We start from the raw sequence: 16,772 nt of genomic DNA, 5'->3' as shown, positions 1-16,772 counted from the left end.
AGCGAAAAGGCAGCCATGATAATAATGTTATAGCAACAAAGCGGGCGCCGGAATTTCTGATCAAACAGCGCGTTTGACAGAGAGCGATATTGCGCGAGCCAGCTATGAAGCGGGCATTGGTCCAGCCGCCAATAACGGATCGACGCGCGCATCGTTCCATCGCAATCCCCAGTGGAGATGAGGCCCCGTCGCCCGGCCGGTCGATCCGACCGATCCGATCCGTTGCCCTTGCCGCACCGTGTCGCCCGTCTTCACGTCGATGCCGGACAGGTGCAGGAAAGCACTGCTGAGGCCATGACCATGATCGATCATCAGCAGCCTGCCTTCCAGCGTGAATGGCCGGTCTGCGGCCAATATCACCACGCCGTCCGCTGGCGCGAAGACCGGCTGTCCTGTCGATCCAGCTATATCGATCCCGCCATGATAGCTTCCCGGAACGCCCTGATAGATGCGCTGCGATCCGAACAGGCCGGAGATGCGCCCGATTCGCGGCCACAGGAATTTCTGACGCCACCCCTGCGCGCCGGTCACCTTTGCGCGGGCTGCGGCGATCTGCGCCAGTTCGGGGCGGCGCAGCGCGAGGAAGGCTTCATTGTCCCTGACCGGGCGCAAGGGCGCATTGACCCGCTCGATCCGCCACGCGCCGGGTGCGACGCTGAGCAGGCGATCGATTGTCCGCCCGTCAGCCAGCCGGGCGGCGAGACGCGCCTGCGCCGGAGCATCGCGATCGAAGCCGATGAGAAAGCGGCCATCAACGTCCACAGGCACGATCTGGTCATCGAGCCGCAGTTCGACCGTACCCGCAGGCGCGGCGCCGGTGAGGATGCCGCCCTGCACCGGCTGTCCCTGCAAGACGATGCTGGCTTGCTCCTGCGGCGCGCCGGGTGACGGGGCAGCCGCGAAAGTGATCGCCAGAGCCGCGAGAACAAGGCGCAGCTTCATCGCGGCCGAATGATCAGGAAGTTAAAAGAAACCAGGCTTCTACCCACCGCGCGCCTTCAATTCGGCCTGGGCGGAAATTTCGGCGCTCGCATAGGGCTCCTGCCGGGCGATGCTCCAATAGCGCAGGTCGTCCAGCGGAATCTTCTGCCCGGTGACGGCGCAGACGACATGATCCCCCGCCTGCAAAATGCGGAAGCTGTAGGCCATATAATGCAGCCGGGCCGGGCGATCGCGGTTGGACATCAGCATGGGATCAGGCGGCCTTTTTCTCTTTCGGACGGCATCAGGAAAAAAGGTCCTGCTGCCGGGTTTCCCCGCCTTCACGCGGCTTGCGGGAAGGACGGGGCACAGGGGATATAGCTTGGCTTTGCGGCTTCTCAAGGGGGGACGGGAGCGCGCCGCCCTCCACGGTCGCCGCGATCGCGCCATCGGCGAAATGGAGCGAAACCACGCCTGCCGCTTCCGCATCCGCGACCGTCCTGACGAGGCGGCCGCCCGCCATGACGCGGGCGAAGCCGCGCTGGAGGGGGAGGTCCGGATTGACCGACACGAACAGGCGCGACAGGCGGTCGAATGCGGTGGCGCGGTCCTGAAAGACGCGGGTGAGATAATCCGGGCGCAGGCGAAGGCGGTCGAGACGCTCCGCCGCGCGGCTCAGATGCTGGCGCAGCAGCGCGGGGCGAAGCGCGCCGCCCGCCTGATTGAGGTGCGCCCGCGCGTCGCCGATGCGGTGGCGCAGGCAATTGCCCAGATTGTCCGAAAGCTGGTCCAGCCGCTGCCGCTGCGGCGCGAGCAAGGCATCGGGCGCAGGCATCAACCGCGCCTGCATCTCCAGCCGCTCGCGCGCCTGCCCCGCGCCGCGCCGGACGGCACGCTCCATGCGCAGCCCCTGCTCCTTCAACATGGTCACCAGCTCGGCGCGCACAGGAACCGCCATTTCGGCCGCGGCGGTGGGCGTGGGCGCGCGCATGTCGGCGGCATAGTCGCACAGCGTCGTGTCCGTTTCATGCCCCACCGCCGATATGACCGGGATGGAGCATTCGGCGACCGCGCGAATGACGGCTTCCTCGTTGAAGCTCCATAAATCCTCGATCGACCCGCCGCCGCGCGCCACGATCACCAGATCAGGCCGGGGAACCGGTCCGCCCGGCTGCATCGCGCTGAACCCGCGCACCGCGCGCGCGACCTGATCCGCCGCGCCCTGCCCCTGCACCAGCACGGGCCAGAGCAGCACATGGGTGGGACAACGATCCTCCAGACGATGCAATATGTCGCGAATGACGGCGCCGGTCGGCGATGTCACGACGCCGATCGTCCGGGGCATGAAGGGGAGCGGGCGCTTGCGGCTCCGGTCGAACAGCCCTTCGGCGCTGAGCTTCGCCTTGAGCTTTTCAAGCAGCGCCATCAGCGCGCCTTCGCCCGCCAGTTCCATGCGTTCGATGACGATCTGATATTTGGACCGGCCGGGATAGGTGGTGAGCTTGCCGGTGGCGATCACTTCGACGCCGTCCTGCGGCGCAAAGGGAAGCCGGGCCGCGCCGCCCTTCCACATCACGCCATCTATGACGGCATTATCGTCCTTGAGGCACAGGTACATATGTCCCGAAGCCGCCCGCTTATAGCCCGAAATCTCGCCGCGCAGGCGCACATGGCCGAAGCGGTCCTCGACCGTGCGCTTCAACTGCGCGGACAATTCGCTCACCGACAGCGGCGGCGCGTTGTCCCCTGCCCGTTCCTCAGCTAACAGGCGGCCCGACGCATCGAAACCAGCTTCACATTCCGGGGACATGGGCGAAATGAACATCCTTCTGCTAGGCGGCGGTGGCCGCGAACATGCGCTGGCCTGGAAGCTGGCGCAATCGCCCTTGGTCAAGACACTATATGCCGCGCCGGGCAATCCGGGCATAGCCCAGCATGCGGCGCTGGTCGACCTTGACGTGACCGATCATCGCGCGGTCGTGGATTTTTGCCTGCGCCAGTCGATCGGGCTGGTGGTGATCGGGCCGGAAGCGCCGCTGGTGGAGGGGCTGGCCGACAATCTGCGGGTGAAGGGCTATCCCGTGTTCGGGCCGGGGAAGAAGGCCGCCCAGCTGGAAGGATCGAAGGGCTTCACCAAGGATTTGTGCAAGCGCGCGGGAATCCCCACGGCGGCGTATGAACGGGTCCACAGCAAGGATGGAGCGATCGCGGCGCTCGACGATTTCGGCCTGCCGGTGGTGATCAAGGCCGATGGCCTCGCGGCGGGCAAGGGCGTGATCATCGCCGAAACGCGCGAGGAGGCGGTCGAGGCGCTGGAGTCCATGTTCTCCGGCGCGTTCGGCGGCGCTGGCGCGGAGGTCGTGCTGGAGGAGTTCATGACCGGCGAGGAAGCGAGCTTCTTCGCCCTGACCGACGGGAAGGCCATCCTGCCCTTCGGATCGGCGCAGGATCACAAGCGGGTGGGCGACGGCGACACCGGACCAAATACCGGCGGCATGGGCGCCTACAGCCCGGCGCGGGTGCTGACGCCCGAATTGGAGGCGGAGGTCATGGAAAGGATCATCCGCCCGACCGTGGACACCCTAGCCGCCGAAGGGACGCCCTATTCCGGCGTGCTCTATGCGGGACTCATGCTCACCAGCGAAGGGCCCAAGCTGATCGAATATAATGCCCGCTTTGGCGATCCCGAATGCCAGGTGCTGATGATGCGCTTCGATGGCGATCTGGCCGCGCTGCTGCTCGCGGTGGCGCAAGGCAGGCTTGCGGACCAGGGGCCGGTGCAGCTTGCCGGCCGGACGGCGCTTACCATCGTCATGGCGGCAAGGGGCTATCCGGGTACGCCGGAAAAGGGCGGCGAGATCAGCGGCATCGACGCGGCGGAAGCAGGCGGCGCGCGCGTCTTTCACGCGGGGACGGCGGAAAAGGACGGCGTGCTGGTGGCCAATGGCGGGCGCGTGCTGAACGTCACGGCGACGGGCGATTCCGTAAGCGAGGCACAGGCCGCCGCCTATCGCGCGGTCGATGCCATCAGCTTTCCCACAGGCTTCTGCCGCCGGGACATCGGCTGGCGGGAAGTGGCGCGCGAGACGCGGTGAAGGGGGCAGGTCCCCCTTGCTACAGGCGGCCGGGCATCCTTAGATAGCCGCCGGAACAGGGAGGAGCGAGAGAATGCAGGAATTTTTGATGGACTACGGCCTTTGGCTGCTGGTCGGGCTATTGATCATCATCGCCCTTGTCTTCCTGCTGGGGGGACGGCGGAAGGGAGACGTTCCTGGCGAGAGCGCCAGCGTTGCCGCCACGCCGCCCGAAGCCGCGCCCATCGCCACGCAGGCGGCAGCGCCGCTCAGTGCTACCGCCATCGATCCCGTGGCTACTACTTCCGCGGTTGAGCCGGTTGCAACGCCCGAACCGGCGGAGGCGCAGCAGCCGATCCCCGCTTCTCCCTCCATCGCCATGCCTGTCAGCGAGGGCGACAATCTGCTGCGAATGAAGGGGATCGGGCCGAAGCTCAACCAGCTGCTCACCGATCTGGGCGTCACCAGCTATGCGCAGATCGCGAACTGGACGGACGCCGACATCGCCGCGATCGATGCCAAGCTGGGCAATTTCAAAGGACGCCCGGTGCGCGACCAATGGGTGGACCAGGCGAAATATCTGGCGGCGGGGGACTTTGCCGGCTTTGAAGCCAAATATGGCAAGCTCTGACCGTCAGGGTTGCAGGCTCGCTCCTGTTCCTGCGGCGCGCCCGGGGCCTGACAGGCCGCTGATGGAATGATCAGCCGCGCGCCAGCAGATCGCGCGCGCGTGGGCCGAGCCGCTCCGTGGCCGCTTCGTGGATGCCGGGCGCGGCGCATAGCAGGCCGAAGGCTGTGGGTTCCGGCCGGTTGAAGGAGAGAGGCTCTCCCAAGGCGTCGGTGACGACCGCGCCCGCTTCCTGCGCGATCAGGGCGGCGGCGGCGACATCCCACTCATTGCCCCAGCGGACGGTGGCGACCAGATCCGCCTCATCAGCCGCCACCATCGCCATGCGCAGGGCGATGCTGTTGGGCTTTTCCACGGTGACGAGATCCCTGTCATGCCGGGGCAGTTGATCCGCAGCCCCGCCTGCGCCAGCCATAGCTGATTGCGGGCGGGCGCGGCGAGGATGCCGATCCGCACCGCCCCATGTTCGACCAGCGCAACGGATACCGCCCAGCCAGTGCGCCCACGCAGATAGTCGCGCGTGCCGTCGATCGGATCGACCACCCACACGCGCGAAAGGCCAAGCCGGTGGACCGTGTCGGCCGTCTCTTCCGAAAGCCATCCGGCGGACGGATCGATCGCGCTCAGGCTACGGCGCAGCATATCGTCTATTTCAAGGTCCGCCTCGCAAACGGGGTGGCCGGGCAGCTTTTCCCATTGGCGGACCGATGTCTGGCCGCCCGCCCACAGGGCCAGTGCGCGGTCCGCAGCGTCCGAAACCGCCCCGGCAACGGCGCGCAGGTCGATATCAGCCTCCGGCAATGGTCATCCCGTCGACGCGCAATGTGGGAACGTTCATGGCATGGCGGAAGCTGAGGTCGTTCGCGGCCGTCATCGCGCGGAACATCTCCTTGAGATTGCCTGCGATGGTGATTTCCGAAACCGCTCCGCCGATCGCGCCATCCTCGATCAGGAAGCCCACCGCACCCCGGCTATAGTCGCCGGTGACGCCGTTGACGCCCATGCCGATCAGGCTGGTGACATAAAGGCCGCGCTTGATGTCCGCCATCAGTTCGGCGGGCGTGACGCTGCCGGGCTCCATATGGACATTGGTGACGCCCGGCCCGCCGCCGCCCCGGCCCGCATGCCCGGTCGGCGCAAGCCCAAGCTGGCGGGCCGACGCGCTGTCGAGCAGCCATCCGGTCAGCACGCCCCGTTCGATCAACGCCCGGCGCGCGACGGGCAGGCCTTCGCCGTCGAAGGGCCGCGAACGCAGGCCGCGCGGCCGCAGGGGATCGTCGATAATAGTGATTGAACTATCAAATAGCGCCTGCCCAAGCGAATCGAGCAGGAAGCTGGACCGCCGCGTGATCGCGGGACCCACAATGCCGCCGATCAGATGGCCGATCAGGCTGGAGCCGATGCGCGGATCGAAGACGACCGGCATGACGCTGCTGCCCGCCTTGACGGGGTTGAGCGCAGCGACCGCCCGCTCCCCCGCGCGGGCGCCGATGGCGGACGCGTCCTCCAGATCCTCCAGATAGCGGGCGCTGTGGCTGGCATGGTCGCGCTGCATGCCAGCGCCCGTCCCGGCAAGCACGCTCGCCCAGGTGGAATGGCTGGTGCCCGCATAGGATCCGGCAAAGCCGTGGCTGGTGACGAGCGCCATCTGGCTGCGGCCGTTGGACGCGCCGCCGCCTTCGCTGTTGGTGACGCCCGGCACCGCCCGCGCGGCTTCCTCGACAGCCAGCGCGCGTTCGCGCAGCATGGCGGGCGCGGGCTCCGACGGGTCGATCAGGTCGAGATCAGCGGGCGCTTCGCGCAGCAGGCGGTCCTCCGGCGCGAGCCCGGCATAGGGGTCTTCGGGCGCCTCGCGCGCCATGGCGATGCAACGTTCGACCAGCGTGGCAAGCGTCTTGGGATTCATGTCCGACGCGGAAATGCTGGCGGACCGCTGCCCGACAAACAGGCGGAGGCCGATTTCCTCCCCCTCCGACCGTTCCACATCTTCCAGCGCGCCAAGGCGGACCGCGACCGTGGTCGACGCGTTGCCCGCATAGACGGCATCGGCGGCGTCCGCCCCCGCCCTGCGAGCCGCCGTCACCAGATCCTGAGCGCGCGACTGGGCTTCTTCGAGGCTGAGCATGGGCGAACGATAATCCTGCTATGGCGTGTGAGGCTCAAGGGCCTTACGCGCTTGGTCCGGGCGGGACAAGCTGCCCGTCGAGCCAGTGTTTCAGAAGATGCCGGGCGACCGCCATGGGCGGCGGCGCGATGAAGGGCGCGCCGGGTTCGTTGGCCAGCGCCGCGCGCACGCCGTCCGCATCGCACCAGAAGGCATGCTCTATCTCCGTCTCGTCCAGCGTCAGCGCGTCGTCACCGGCGACGCCGATGCAGGCGACCATCAGCGAGGAGGGAAAGGGCCAGGGCTGGCTCATGACATAGCGGACGGAATGGACGGTGACGCCCGCTTCCTCCTTGATTTCCCGCGCGACCGCTTCCTCGATCGTCTCGCCCGGCTCGATGAAGCCGGCGAGCGCGGAATAGAAGCGTTCGGGCCAGCGATGCTGCCGCCCCAGCAGCACCCGCCCGTCATGTTCGGCGAGCATGATGGCGACGGGATCGACGCGGGGAAAATGTTCCGAACTGCACGCGCCGCAGCGCCGCGACCAGCCCGCCTTTTCGGCCTGCGTCGGCGATCCGCAGACCGAGCAGAAGCGGTGCCGGGCGTGCCAGTGGACCAGGCTGCGTGCCGTGCCGTACAGCGCGATCTCATGCGCGGGCAGTTCGGTGGCGATGGCGCGGCTGCGCTCCGTGGGGAAGAAGCCGCCTTCCACCTGCTCCGCCAGACGGGCGAAGATGGGGCGCTGGAGGTCGTCCAGGCCCAGCAGCACATGATCCTCCGCCCGCGCGCCCGGCGCGGCGGCCTCCATCACCAGATGCCCGTCAGCGGTGACGGGATCGAGCCCGTCCAGCGCGACGATGCGCGTCTCCGGCAGGGCGAAGGTCTGGGCGGCGAGATCCGGCCGGGCGCGGATATGATCGACCCGGTCGAGCCTTCCTCCCACAAAGCCGAGCTGTTCGCGGGTGAGTGCGCCGGGGTCATGCATGATATCTGCTCTCCTTCATCGCGGCCTGGGCCGCACGGCGGAACAGGGTAGGGAACCCCGCCTCCTCCAGCCGCTCCAGCGGCCACCATTCGCCCTCTCCCGGCGGCGTGACGTCCGGCGGCAGATGCGCGACATGGATGGTCAGGCTGAGCGAGAAATGAGTGAAGACATGCGCCACCGGATCAGCGAGCGTCGTCCACCGCGCGTCCAGCGGCGGGGCCGGATCGGGCGCGGCGCTCCAGTCGGACGAGGGCAGAGCGCGCATCCCGCCCAGCAGCCCCTTGCCGGGACGGCGGACCAGCCAGACATGACCGTCCGCCCGCTCCATCCACCAGCCATGGCCGGTGCGGTGCGGCTTCGCCTTCTTCGCCAGCCTGACGGGAAAGGCGGCGGGGTCAGCGGTGCGGAAGGCGGCGCAATCGTCCCTGAGCGGACAGATGCCGCAGGCGGGGTTGCGCGGCGTGCAGATGGTCGCGCCCAGATCCATCATCGCCTGCGCGAAATCGCCCGCGCGGCTGTCGGGCGTGATGCGATCCGCCGCCGCGCGAATTTCCGGCCGGGCGGCGGGCAGAGGGGTTTCGATGGCGAAAAGGCGCGCGACCACCCGTTCGACATTGGCGTCCACCACCACGGCCCTTTGGCCAAAGGCGATGGCGGCGACGGCGGCGGCGGTATAGTCCCCGATCCCCGGCAGCGCGCGCAGCCGCTCCTCCGACGCGGGAAACGCGCCGCCAAGGTCCCCCGCGACGGCGCGGGCGCAGGCGAGCAGATTGCGGGCGCGGGCGTAGTAGCCCAGCCCCGCCCATGCCGCCATGACATCGGCATCCTGCGCCCCGGCGAGCGCGTCCACGGTGGGCCAGCGATCGGTGAAGGCATGGAAATAGGGGATGACGGCCGCGACCGTGGTCTGTTGCAGCATCACTTCCGACAGCCACACGCGATAGGGATCGGCGGCGTTGCTGCCCGGCGGCGCGCGCCAGGGAAGGCGGCGGGCGTGGACGTCATAATGGGCCAGCAGGTCACTGGCGATTTTTGTGTGAGTCCCCTCGACGCGCATGGCGGCGCTATGCCATTAAGCGGGCGATGACGGAACGCCCTGCAACGCCGAAAATGAAAATACGCGACGCCGCGGCGGCCGAGCGCCCGCGCGTGGGCGGTCCCCGGCAGATTGCCGACCTGATGCCGCAGATCGGCGCGGCGGCTTTCCGCAAGTTCGGCTTCGTCCAGTCCAGCGTCGTCACCCGCTGGCCCGAAATCGTCGGCGCGCATTATGCCGCCATCTCCGCACCCGAATCAATCCGCTTCCCGGTGGGCAAGAAAGCGGGCGGCACGCTGCAACTGACGGTCATGAGCGGCCATGCGCCGATGATCCAGCATGTGCTGCCGGACATCATCGAGCGGGTGAACCGCTTCTTCGGCTATGCGGCGGTGACCAGGATCGCGATGCGGCAGGGCGAGGTGCGCGCCACCCCCAGCGAGCGCCGCCCGCCGCCCCGCAACCTGAAGCCGGTGCCGGTGGAACTGGGCGAATCGCTGCGCGACATCGGCGATCCCGAATTGCGCACGGTGCTGGAATCGCTGGCGCAGGGGCTTGCCAATTCCAGCGGCTTGCCCAAGATCAGCTGACATCGCCTTTCCGCTTCCGTTCAGGAGGCGCGCTATATGGAACCGGCATATGAGAAAGCTTCTCCTGCCCCTTGTCCTCGCGGCCCTGCCCGCCGCGCTTGCCGCTGCTCCGGCCGCGAAGTGGACCAGCCACGTCACCCTGTCGCCGATCGGCGGCCATGTGCTGGGCAATCCCGCCGCGCCGACCAAGCTGGTCGAATATGTCAGCTACACATGCAGCCATTGCGCCCATTTCGTCGAGGAAGCGAGCGGGCCGCTCAAGACCGGCTATGTGCAGGGCGGCAAGGTAAGCGTGGAAGTCCGCAACGCGGTGCGCGACAAATATGACCTGACCGCCGCGCTGCTGGCCCGGTGCGGCGGCCCGAAGCGCTTTTTCGGCAATCATGAGGCGCTGTTCGCCAACCAGAACGCCTGGATGGAACAGCTCCAGGCCTATGACGGCAGCGCCGCCAAGCCGCAGGAGCAGAAGGCGTCGCTGCGCGACATCGGGCAGAAGACGGGGCTTTACGCGCTGATGGGCAAACGCGGCTTCACGCCCGCGCGGCTTGACGCCTGCATCAACGATCCCGCGTCGATGAAGCAGATATTGGCGATGACCAACGAAGCCTGGAAGACGTTGAAGATCAGCGGCACGCCCGCCTTCACCATCAACGGGACGCTGGCGGGCGGGTCGAGTTGGGCGAGCTTGCGCGACGCATTGCCCGCTCCGGCGCAGTGAACTACATGAGGCCACTCATCACGCCGACTAGCGGAGCTTGCCACACGTGAAAGCCTTTACCGGACTCGCCCTGATCGCCCTTTCCCTGACGTTGTCGGCCTGCGGCAAGACCGATGCGGGCAATACGGCCACGGCCGAACCCGTCGCCGCCGTGGCCGCTCCCGCCGGAACCAGCTGGTCGCAGACGGTGACGGCGACGCCGGAAGGCAATTTCATCATGGGCAACCCCAATGCGAAGGTGAAGCTGGTCGAATTCGCATCCTATACGTGCAGCCATTGCCGCGACTTTTCCGCCGAGGCTTCGGAGGAAATCCGCAAGATCGTCGACACCGGCAAGATGAGCTACGAACTGCGCAACTTCGTGCGCGATCCCATCGACATTTCCACGTCGCTGCTGGCGCGCTGCGGGGGCAAGGACCTGTTCTATCCGCTGTCCGAACAATTCTTCACCAACCAGAATGCGATGTTCGAAAAGGCGCAGGCGCTGGGCGACGCCAAATATCAGCAGTTGATGAGCGCTCCGCCCGCCCAGCGCTTTGCCCAGCTGGCCGATGCCGTGGGCCTCATCGATTTCGCCAAGCAGCGCGGCATCGCCGAAGATCAGGCCAAGCAGTGCCTGGCCGACACCGCCGCCGCCGAAAAACTGGCCAAGGGCGTCGAAACGGCATCGTCGGAATATAAGATCGAAGGCACGCCGACCTTCATCCTGAACGGCAGCGTGCTGGAAAACACCGCCACCTGGGCGACGTTGCAGCCCAAGTTGAAACAAGCGGGCATCTGATTGTCATCCGGGGGGCTGACATTCCATCCTTGCGCTTCTGCTGGCCGGGCGGCCATGCGGCCCTGCGCTAGAGCCGCCCGATGCAGATAAAGCGGCTCAAGCTGTCCGGCTTCAAGAGCTTCGTGGACCCAACGGAGCTGCGGATCGAGCCTGGGCTGACGGGCATCGTCGGCCCGAACGGCTGCGGCAAGTCCAACCTGCTGGAGGCGATCCGCTGGGTCATGGGCGAATCCAGCGCCCGGTCGATGCGCGGCGCGGGCATGGAGGATGTGATCTTCGCGGGCACCTCCACCCGGCCGCAGCGCGATTTCGCCGAAGTGTCGCTGCTGACGGTGCAGGAACAGGGCGAGCTGTTCAACGCGGTCGAGGTCGGCCCCGACGGCGAACTGGAAGTCACCCGGCGGATCGAGCGCGGGGCGGGCAGCGCCTACCGCGCCAATGGCCGCGATGTGCGGGCGAAGGACGTCGCGCTGATCTTCGCCGACGCCGCCACGGGCCCGCACAGCCCGGCTCTGGTCAGCCAGGGGCGCATCGCCGCCGTCATCGCCGCGCGGCCGCAGGAACGGCGCGCCATGCTGGAGGAAGCGGCGGGCATTTCCGGCCTGCACGTCCGCCGCAAGGATGCCGAACAGAAATTGCGCGCGGCCGAAGCCAATCTGGTGCGGCTGGGCGAAATCCTGTCGGACATGGAAGCGCGGGCCAGCAGCCTGCGCAGGCAGGCCAAGGCGGCGGAACGCTATATCCGCCTGTCGGAACAGATCCGCGTCGCCGAAGGGCGGGTGGTCTTCGCCCGCTGGCGCGAAGCGGCCGCCAGCGCGGAAGCTGCGCGGGCGGAGGCGAAGGACGCGGAAGATGCGGTGATCGCCGCGCAGGAGGCCCAGCGCGCGGCCGCCGTCCACGCCAATGCGGCGGTGGAGGCTCTTGCGGACAAGCGGGCGGCGGCGCAGGCGGCTCGTGACGCGGCGAATGAGGCGGGGCACAGGCTGGCGGCGCTCCGTTCCGAACGCGATGGCGTGGTGCGGCGGCTGCATGATCTGGCGGAGCAGGCGGGACGGCTGGAGGAAGACCGGCTGCGCGAAGGGGCGCTCGCCAACGACGCGGCGGAGGCGATCGCGCGGCTGGGCGAGGAGGCGAAGACGCTCAAGGCGCGCATCGCCGAAACCGAAGCGATGCGCCCCGGCTTCGCGGCGCGGATCGCGCGGGCCGAGGACGAGGCGCGCGACGCTGAACTGCAACTCGCCAGGGCGATGGCGCGGCAGGCGGGGGAGCAGGCCGAACTGCGCGTCGCCGAAGCCGCCCTGGCCTCTGCCCGCAGCCATATGGAGCGGGCGGAGCGCGATGCCGCAAGGCTGGAAGCCGAAGCGGCGGCGCTGCCCGATGTCGCGCCGCTCCGGCAAAAGGGAGAGGAGGCGCAGGCAGAGCAGCAGCGCGCGGCGGCAGAACGCGACGCCGCCGAGGATGCGATAAGGGAGGCTGACACAGCGCGGCAGGCAGCGGCGGAGGAGCGCGCGGCGGCCGAAGCCGCGCTCGCCTCCGCACGGGCGGCGCTGGCGGCGCTGGACAGCGAGGCGGCGGCGATCCGCCGCGCGGTCGAGACTGGCGGCGGCGGACGCGGGCGCGCGCTCGACCGGCTGAAGGCCGCGCCCGGCTATGAAAGGGCGCTGGCCGCGGCGCTGGGCGACGATCTGGAAGCGGCGATCGGGGAGGAAGGCGCGCGGCGCTGGGCCGGGGCCGCGCGGCTCGACAGCGATCCGGCGCTGCCGTCCGGCTGCGCGGCACTGGCGGACCATGTCACCGCGCCGCCGGAACTGGCGCGCAGGCTGGCGCAGATCGCGGTCGTGGAGACGGATGAGGGGCAAGCGCTTGCCGCTGGCCAGCGGCTGGTCACCAGGGACGGGCAGATGCGCCGCTGGGACGGCTATGCCGCTGCGGAAGGCGGCGCGGCGGCGGCGGAACGGCTGATCCGGCTCAACCGGCTGGAGGCCATTGCCGCCGCCCGCCCCGCTGCCGAAGCGGAGATGGAGACGGCGCGCGCCACGCAGGATGCGGCAGCCGCGCGCGAGAAGGCGGCGGGACAGGCGCTCGCGGAAGGTCGCGCCGCGCTTTCGGGCGCCGACCAGCGGCTGCGCACCGCCCTGCGCGCGATCGACGAGGCCGCGACCGCGCTGGAACGGCTGACCGGCCGCCGCGAGGCGATCGAGGAAAGGCTGGCAGAGGCGCGGGCCGATCTGGCGGCGGCGCGGGCGGAGCATGACAAGGCGCAGGCGGCCCGCATGGCGATGCCCGACGGGTCGGAAACGCGCGCGCTGGTGGCGTCGCTGTCGCAGCAGAGCGAAAAGGCACGGACGGCGGTCAGCCAGTTGCAGGCGGATCAGGCGCTTGCCGACCGGGCGCTGGCGGGTGATCGCGAACGCATGGCGGCGGCGGAGGCGGAAGCCAAGGGCTGGCGCGCCCGCGCGGGAGAAGCGGCCAAGCGGATCGCGGCGATGGTGGAGCGCGGCGAGGCGCTGGCCAGAGAGCGGGCCGAAATCGACGGCGAGCCGGACCGGCTGGCCGCCGCCATTGCGCGGCTGGCCGAGCAGGACACGGGACTGGCGCAGGCAGCCGAAGCCGCGCGCCGGGCGGAAGAAGAGGCGCAGGCCGCGCTGCGCGAGGCGGAAAGCCGCGCTGCCCAGGCTGGCGAGACGCTCGCCGGAACGCGCGAGCGCCGCGCCACGGCGGCGGCCCGCGCGGAAGCGGCGGACGAAAAGCGCGTGGAGGCCAACCGGCTGTCGGGCGAACGGTTCGAATGCCCGCCGCCGCTGCTGCCTGAAAGGCTGGGCTTCGCAAGCGCGGAGGTGCGGACCGCGCAGACGGAACAGGCCGATCATGACCGGCTGTCGGCGGAGCGGGAGCGCATCGGCCCCGTCAATCTCGTGGCGGCGCAGGAACTGGAGGAGCTGGAGACGACCCAGGCCAGCAGCCGCGCCGAAAGCGAGGAACTGACCCAGGCGATCAACCGGCTGCGCGGATCGATCGGCAGCCTCAACCGCGAAGGGCGGCAAAGGCTGCTCGCCGCGTTCGAGGCCGTGGACGGGCATTTCCGGCGGCTGTTCACCACGCTGTTCAACGGCGGGCAGGCGCATCTGGAACTGATCGACAGCGACGATCCGCTGGAAGCCGGGCTGGAGATCATGGCGCAGCCGCCGGGCAAGAAGCTGGCGGCGCTGACCCTGCTATCGGGCGGCGAACAGGCGCTGACGGCGGTCGCGCTGATATTCGGCCTGTTCCTGACCAACCCCGCGCCGATCTGTGTGCTGGACGAAGTCGACGCCCCGCTGGACGACGCCAATGTCGAGCGCTTCTGCGACCTGCTGGACGCGATGGTCGGGCAGACCGATACGCGCTACCTGATCGTCAGCCACAATGCGGTCACCATGGCGCGCATGCACCGGCTGTTCGGCGTCACCATGGTGGAGCGCGGGGTCAGCCGGCTGGTGTCGGTCAATCTGGGCGGAGCGGAGGCCTTGCTGGCGGCGGAGTGACGCAGAGCATCCCGCGCGAACGGGGTGGAGCGTGGCGCAATGCTCTTACGATCGGGACTTCAAACGGCGGAACAGGCTCCGCTGCGCCGCCGGTTCCAGCATCTCGGCCGGACCTTCGGGATCGAGCACCTCATTGTCGGCGAGCCATGTCTGCACATCGTTGAGGTTGGGCGTGACATAGGGCCGCAAGGTGCGCCCCGGCTTGTCCCGCAGTTCCTCTATCGCGGCGATCAGCCCCCGTTCGGCGATGACCGCCGCGACGCGTTCCGGGGGAAGGTCGAGATGTTCGGCGATCAGGTCATCGCGGATCGAGCGGATCGTTGCCTCCTGCCCGGCATTGGCAGGCAGGCTGGCATCGATCGTCATGTCGCATTCCGTATCGAGCCGCATCGAACGGTTGTTCATGTTGGAGGACCCCACGCGGATCACCCGGTCATCGACGATCAGTATCTTGGCATGCACATAGATCGGCTCCCCCCGTACGGTGAAGGGATGATAGACGCGCAGCCGTCCGTGAACGTCGCGGGCGCGCAACGCTTCGACCAGGCGCGCGCGGGCGGTGTCCATCGCCTGCTGTTCCAGCCAGCCATCGGCCTGTTCCGGGTTGATGATGACGATGTCCGGCCCGTCATCCTCCCCCAGCCGGGCGGCCAGCGCCTCGGCAATGCGGCGGGACGCGAAATACTGGCTTTCGGCGTAGATGGTCCGCTTCGCCGATGCGATCTGGTTGATGTAGAGCCGTTCGATCTCCAGCACCGGTTGCTGGCCGTCCATTTCCGGGGCCGACCGGGAAATCGCCACATCCACCTGTTCGAACCCGACAGGCAGCGCGTCGGGCCAGCAATCATGTTCTCCCCTGATCGGCTCCAGATCTCCGCCCCCGGCCACTTTCCACCTTGCGCGGGCATGGTCGCCCAGCACCATGGCGACATCGCCCTGCAACGCCGTGGTCGCGTCATGCCATGGGCCATAGGCGGTGCCATCGGGATGCTTGCGATTGGGGTCGCTGTCGCGATGATGGCGCGTGTCCCACCGGTCCGCCGTCATGTCGATGCCGCCGCAAAAGGCGAAGCAATCGTCGATCACCACGATCTTCTGATGGTGCGAGGCGGCGGGCGGATGGTGGCTGTCCAGCTTCACATGAATGCGCTTGTGCGTCATCCACTTGACGGTGGTGAAGAGGTTGGACGGCTGCACCATCGACTTCATGGCGCCGATGTCCCAGCGCAGCAGGAATATGTCGAGTTCGGGCTTCTGTTCGACCAGCCAGCTGATGAAGTCGCCGATGATGACGGGCGCGCCGTCCTTCGCCTCATCCTCGCGGATCAGGCTGATGGCGGCGTCAAAGTCCCAGCCGATCAGCATGATCCGCCGCTTGGCCTTCAGCATCGCGGCGCGAGCGTGGCGGAAATAGGCTTCGGCGTCGATGATGACGCTGGCCCTGGCGGCGCGGGCGATGCGCCAGCAATCCTCGCCCTCGCGCGGGGCGCTCATGCGCTGCCCACGACGAGACAGCCGAGGAACATCAGCAGCCCGGCAAAGCGGTTCGAGCGGAATTTGAGCAGCGGATCGGCGCCATCCTCCTTCAACGCCGCCACTTGCCAGAGGAGGTGCGCCGCCATCGGCAGCAGCGCCGCGAGCGCCAGAAGCTGCGGCCTTACCTGCCACAGCGCGGCCGCCCAGAGCGAGAGGGCCGCAACATAGCATAAGGCCACGCCCGCGCGGACGTGCCGGCCCATCGACAGAGCGCTCGACCCGATGCCGATCAATGCGTCATCCTCCCGGTCCTGTAGCGCATAGATGGTGTCATAACCGACGACCCAGAAAATGGTGCCGCCATAGAGCAGCAGCCCCGGCGCGGTGAGCACGCCCGCGACTTCGCTCCAGCCCACGAGCGCCGCCCAGGAAAAGACGAGGCCAAGCCAGACCTGCGGCCATCCGGTGATCCGCTTCATGAAGGGATAGGCGGCGACCAGCGCGAGGCTGGCCAGCGCCACGACCTGCGCTGACAGGCGCAACTGCAACAGGACGACAAGGCCGATCAGGCACAGCAGGATCAGCCAGACCCAAGCCATGGTGAGGGAAATCGCCCCGCTGGCGAGGGGGCGCGCCGCCGTGCGGGCCACCTGGCGGTCGAGGTCGCGATCCACGATATCGTTGAAGACGCAGCCAGCGCCGCGCATCGCGATGCTGCCGAGCAGGAGCCAGAGGATCAGCGGCCATCGTTCCCCCGCCCCGCCCGCCAGCACCACGGCCCAGGCGCCAGGCCAGAACAGCAGCCACCAGCCAATCGGCCGGTCGAACCGGGCCAGCAGGGCAAGGGCGCGGGGCGTTTCCGGCAGGCGGGCGAGCAGGCCGCGGGCCTGCGTGTCTGGGACGATCGTCTGACTCACCTTATCTCCGTTCGGGCC

The 16,772-nt window shown here is 68.4% G+C and carries 14 protein-coding genes and 1 pseudogene; 6 read left to right on the top strand and 9 right to left on the bottom strand.

What is annotated here, in order from left to right:
- Positions 1 to 102 precede the first annotated feature (102 nt).
- From ET21_RS0107605 to xseA, 3 genes are read right to left on the bottom strand one after another with little or no spacing between them, the layout of a single operon-like run.
- Positions 103 to 942, bottom strand: a complete 840-nt coding sequence (locus tag ET21_RS0107605; protein WP_030539190.1) for a M23 family metallopeptidase — start codon at positions 940 to 942, stop codon at positions 103 to 105.
- A 39-nt stretch (positions 943 to 981) separates the two neighbouring features.
- Positions 982 to 1,191, bottom strand: a complete 210-nt coding sequence (locus ET21_RS0107600) for a DUF2093 domain-containing protein (RefSeq protein WP_030539189.1) — start codon at positions 1,189 to 1,191, stop codon at positions 982 to 984.
- A gap of 34 nt (positions 1,192 to 1,225) precedes the next feature.
- Positions 1,226 to 2,731, bottom strand: a complete 1,506-nt coding sequence (xseA, locus tag ET21_RS0107595; RefSeq protein WP_030539188.1) for an exodeoxyribonuclease VII large subunit — start codon at positions 2,729 to 2,731, stop codon at positions 1,226 to 1,228.
- A 7-nt stretch (positions 2,732 to 2,738) separates the two neighbouring features.
- On the opposite strand from xseA, the gene purD reads away from it, so the two are divergent.
- Together purD and ET21_RS0107585 are read left to right on the top strand one after the other, a co-directional pair.
- On the top strand, positions 2,739 to 4,016 hold the full coding sequence (gene purD, locus ET21_RS0107590) for a phosphoribosylamine--glycine ligase (protein ID WP_030539187.1): 1,278 nt from the start codon (positions 2,739 to 2,741) through the stop codon (positions 4,014 to 4,016).
- 73 nt (positions 4,017 to 4,089) lie between these two features.
- The gene (locus tag ET21_RS0107585; protein ID WP_030539186.1) at positions 4,090 to 4,626 is read left to right on the top strand and encodes a hypothetical protein; all 537 of its coding nucleotides are present in this window, start codon (positions 4,090 to 4,092) and stop codon (positions 4,624 to 4,626) included.
- Between the two features lie 70 nt (positions 4,627 to 4,696).
- Here the strand turns inward: ET21_RS0107585 and ET21_RS25680 are convergent.
- From ET21_RS25680 to mutY, 4 genes and pseudogenes are all read right to left on the bottom strand, one after another.
- Positions 4,697 to 5,424: pseudogene (locus ET21_RS25680) on the bottom strand (inositol monophosphatase family protein).
- Positions 5,411 to 6,748 carry a TldD/PmbA family protein gene (locus tag ET21_RS0107575; protein WP_021239743.1) on the bottom strand — a complete coding sequence of 446 codons (1,338 nt, stop codon included), beginning with the start codon at positions 6,746 to 6,748 and terminating at the stop codon, positions 5,411 to 5,413. The pseudogene ET21_RS25680 and the gene ET21_RS0107575 overlap by 14 nt, the downstream one beginning before the upstream one ends.
- Positions 6,749 to 6,791: 43 nt before the next feature.
- A complete protein-coding gene (gene nudC, locus ET21_RS0107570) occupies positions 6,792 to 7,712 on the bottom strand; it encodes an NAD(+) diphosphatase (RefSeq protein WP_030539185.1) in 921 nt (306 codons plus the stop codon).
- A complete protein-coding gene (gene mutY / locus ET21_RS0107565; RefSeq protein ID WP_030539184.1) occupies positions 7,705 to 8,769 on the bottom strand; it encodes an A/G-specific adenine glycosylase in 1,065 nt (354 codons plus the stop codon). The genes nudC and mutY overlap by 8 nt, the downstream gene beginning before the upstream one ends.
- Positions 8,770 to 8,795: 26 nt before the next feature.
- Here mutY and ET21_RS0107560 point away from each other — a divergent pair, with 26 nt between their 5' ends.
- The 4 genes from ET21_RS0107560 to smc all read left to right on the top strand — a co-directional run bounded on the left by ET21_RS0107560 (position 8,796) and on the right by smc (position 14,361).
- Complete coding sequence (locus tag ET21_RS0107560) at positions 8,796 to 9,338, top strand: DUF721 domain-containing protein (RefSeq protein ID WP_030539183.1); 543 nt, start codon at positions 8,796 to 8,798, stop codon at positions 9,336 to 9,338.
- Between the two features lie 49 nt (positions 9,339 to 9,387).
- On the top strand, positions 9,388 to 10,056 hold the full coding sequence (locus ET21_RS0107555; RefSeq protein WP_030539182.1) for a thioredoxin domain-containing protein: 669 nt from the start codon (positions 9,388 to 9,390) through the stop codon (positions 10,054 to 10,056).
- 46 nt (positions 10,057 to 10,102) lie between these two features.
- Complete coding sequence (locus ET21_RS0107550) at positions 10,103 to 10,837, top strand: thioredoxin domain-containing protein (RefSeq protein WP_030539181.1); 735 nt, start codon at positions 10,103 to 10,105, stop codon at positions 10,835 to 10,837.
- A gap of 80 nt (positions 10,838 to 10,917) precedes the next feature.
- On the top strand, positions 10,918 to 14,361 hold the full coding sequence (gene smc / locus ET21_RS0107545) for a chromosome segregation protein SMC (RefSeq protein ID WP_030539180.1): 3,444 nt from the start codon (positions 10,918 to 10,920) through the stop codon (positions 14,359 to 14,361).
- Between the two features lie 45 nt (positions 14,362 to 14,406).
- On the opposite strand, the gene ET21_RS0107540 is transcribed toward smc, so the two are convergent.
- Together ET21_RS0107540 and ubiA are read right to left on the bottom strand one after the other, a co-directional pair.
- Positions 14,407 to 15,855, bottom strand: a complete 1,449-nt coding sequence (locus ET21_RS0107540; RefSeq protein WP_021238184.1) for a phospholipase D-like domain-containing protein — start codon at positions 15,853 to 15,855, stop codon at positions 14,407 to 14,409.
- Positions 15,852 to 16,754 (bottom strand): 4-hydroxybenzoate octaprenyltransferase, encoded by a 903-nt coding sequence (gene ubiA, locus ET21_RS0107535; protein ID WP_030539179.1) that lies wholly within the window; start codon positions 16,752 to 16,754, stop codon positions 15,852 to 15,854. Before ubiA ends, ET21_RS0107540 begins: the two co-directional genes overlap by 4 nt.
- Between the last annotated feature and the right edge of the window lie 18 nt (positions 16,755 to 16,772).

Source organism: Sphingobium sp. DC-2 (genome assembly GCF_000722555.1).
GTDB classification, from domain to species: domain Bacteria; phylum Pseudomonadota; class Alphaproteobacteria; order Sphingomonadales; family Sphingomonadaceae; genus Sphingobium; species Sphingobium quisquiliarum.
Note: the sequence above shows the minus strand (reverse complement) of the source record. Positions and strands in the feature narration are given on the sequence as shown.

What these genes read in the sequence shown, in the direction of transcription:
- ET21_RS0107605 (WP_030539190.1), bottom strand. Translation starts at nt 942, where the DNA reads ATGAAGCTGCGCCTTGTTCTCGCGGCTCTGGCGATCACTTTCGCGGCT.
- ET21_RS0107600 (WP_030539189.1), bottom strand. Translation starts at nt 1,191, where the DNA reads ATGCTGATGTCCAACCGCGATCGCCCGGCCCGGCTGCATTATATGGCC.
- xseA (WP_030539188.1), bottom strand. Translation starts at nt 2,731, where the DNA reads ATGTCCCCGGAATGTGAAGCTGGTTTCGATGCGTCGGGCCGCCTGTTA.
- purD (WP_030539187.1), top strand. Translation starts at nt 2,739, where the DNA reads ATGAACATCCTTCTGCTAGGCGGCGGTGGCCGCGAACATGCGCTGGCC.
- ET21_RS0107585 (WP_030539186.1), top strand. Translation starts at nt 4,090, where the DNA reads ATGCAGGAATTTTTGATGGACTACGGCCTTTGGCTGCTGGTCGGGCTA.
- ET21_RS0107575 (WP_021239743.1), bottom strand. Translation starts at nt 6,748, where the DNA reads ATGCTCAGCCTCGAAGAAGCCCAGTCGCGCGCTCAGGATCTGGTGACG.
- nudC (WP_030539185.1), bottom strand. Translation starts at nt 7,712, where the DNA reads ATGCATGACCCCGGCGCACTCACCCGCGAACAGCTCGGCTTTGTGGGA.
- mutY (WP_030539184.1), bottom strand. Translation starts at nt 8,769, where the DNA reads ATGCGCGTCGAGGGGACTCACACAAAAATCGCCAGTGACCTGCTGGCC.
- ET21_RS0107560 (WP_030539183.1), top strand. Translation starts at nt 8,796, where the DNA reads ATGACGGAACGCCCTGCAACGCCGAAAATGAAAATACGCGACGCCGCG.
- ET21_RS0107555 (WP_030539182.1), top strand. Translation starts at nt 9,388, where the DNA reads ATGAGAAAGCTTCTCCTGCCCCTTGTCCTCGCGGCCCTGCCCGCCGCG.
- smc (WP_030539180.1), top strand. Translation starts at nt 10,918, where the DNA reads ATGCAGATAAAGCGGCTCAAGCTGTCCGGCTTCAAGAGCTTCGTGGAC.
- ET21_RS0107540 (WP_021238184.1), bottom strand. Translation starts at nt 15,855, where the DNA reads ATGAGCGCCCCGCGCGAGGGCGAGGATTGCTGGCGCATCGCCCGCGCC.